This is a genomic window from Streptomyces calidiresistens (genome assembly GCF_014141525.1).
Lineage (GTDB): Bacteria > Actinomycetota > Actinomycetes > Streptomycetales > Streptomycetaceae > Streptomyces > Streptomyces calidiresistens.
In genome coordinates this window covers 1-1972 of sequence record NZ_VKHS01000919.1, presented here as the reverse complement: position 1 = coordinate 1972, position 1972 = coordinate 1, and the positions used below count along the sequence as shown (strand labels likewise).

Below are 1972 nucleotides of genomic sequence, written 5' to 3'. Positions count from 1 at the left end.
GAACGGCGAGCGTCGCGCTCACCGCCGACCCCGGGCTCGGCGAGGAGGGCGCGGGCGTGTACGGCACCACCGTGACCGCCACCGACGGGGAACGCGAGGTCCGCACCGCCGGCAACCTCTACATGGAGCCCCGGATGTCCACGGTGCGGGTCGAGCACCTGGACCGGGCCGGCGAACCCACCGAGAACTGGCTGACGAGGGCGTTCAACCCGATCACCGGGGAGGTGCGTTTCTTCGAACCCGACCCGGACGAGGGGCCGCACGTGGGCAGGCTCCGTCTGCCCGGGGGAAACTGGACGATCGACACCCGAATCGGACAGGCCGAAGAGAACGAACTCACCTGGATGCTGCACCCCTGGCTCGAGGTGGGTGAGAAGTTCGAGGACATCCGGTTGACCCACTCCTCGGCCGACGCCCGGCCGGTACGGATGACCCTGCACGATCGCCGGGCCGACCACCGGTGGTGGGATATCGGGGTCGGGGTCGAGTCCGAGGAGCTTTCGACCAGCACGGGCTTGTCCATGCCGGGCGGAATCTCACTCCGCACCGCCCAGATCGGATCCTACCCCGATCAGTTCGAGGTGATCGGTGGCGCGATGTCCACGTGGGAGACACCCGATGGAACCCGGCGCTACCACGCCGCGCTCGTGGACCGGGAGGGTCTGCCCAGTGGAGTGACCCATCACACCACGGCTCGGGACCTGGCCCGCATCACCACCCGGGTGGGAATGTGGGCTCCGGGACGGGAGGCATGGTTGGCCACGTACCCCCGGGAGTTCCCCTTCGCCTTCTACGAGAACTTCTACGACTCCCCGACCGAGGTGGATGTGTACATCCGACCCGCGGGCCTCACCTGGTACCAGGAGATGACCCAGGAGACGCCTGCGTGGTATGTCGAGAGTGTCCACTTCGCGACGTACCCGGATCTGCGGCCCGGCTCCTCGCGGACGGACACCTTCAACGTCGGGGTCTTCGGCCCCGCCCCGGAGGACATCGGCTTCGTTCGGACCGAGGGCAGCATCTGGGGAGTGCTGTGGCCCCTCGCGGATGGAGCGGGCCACCCGGGAGTGGCCTACGACGCCACTGGCGAGACGGTGCTGTACCGGGACGGCGAGGAGGTGTCCCGGGTACCCGATGCACTCGGCTTCGTGGCCCTCGACGTGCCCGCCGGGGCGGGTGACTACCGCCTGGAGACGGTCACGGACCGCACCGACACCGCCGCCCCGGTCTCCACCCGGGTGGAGACCGCCCACACCTTCCACTCCGCCGCCCCGCCGGAGGGCGAGGAGACACAGCTGCCGATCTCCGCGGTCCGCTACCAACCCGACCTCGCCCTGGACAGCACCGCCAAGGCCGGAAAGAAGATCAAGGTACCCCTGACCGTCGTCGGCGCCGCCGCCGGAAAGAACACCGAGACCCTGCGCATCGAGGTCTCCCTCGACGGCGGAAACACCTGGAAGACCACCAAGGTCACCGGCAAGGTCACCGACAAGAAGGACAACCGCTCCTTCACCGTCCACAACCCCCCCGCCGGAGGCTCCGTCTCCCTGCGCGCCCACCTCACCGACACCAACGGCAACACCACCGAACAAACCATCATCGACGCCTGGCGCACCCGCTAACCCGGGCCCGACGCGACATCAACGGTCCGGGCTCGGGGAGGTGGTGACCTTCCCGAGCCCGGGGCCGGCCGTTTCCACTCCGAACCGTTTCGAGCACCTCGTATCGGTACCAAGCGATATCACCGTCAGAGCGCCTTGTCTCCGCCGAACGCCCGCAGGGATGCCCTGCCGAATGGCCCGTTCCGCCGAGCAGGTCGCTGATCACGCGTGGGGGGACGCATGAGGCTTCCCCCCGCTTCGGGACCGTCCGGTCCCGCCTCACGAGGGGAAGAATCCGTTGCCCGACGCGCATCGTCCGCACGCCGAGCACCATCCGCACCCGATACCGACCCCACCCGCACCGGGGCGCC

General features: G+C 69.1%; 1 pseudogene. It reads left to right on the top strand.

The features are described 5' to 3' along the window. Positions 1-1622: pseudogene (locus FOE67_RS24125) on the top strand (hypothetical protein); the annotation flags it as partial. Positions 1623-1972: the final 350 nt, after the last annotated feature.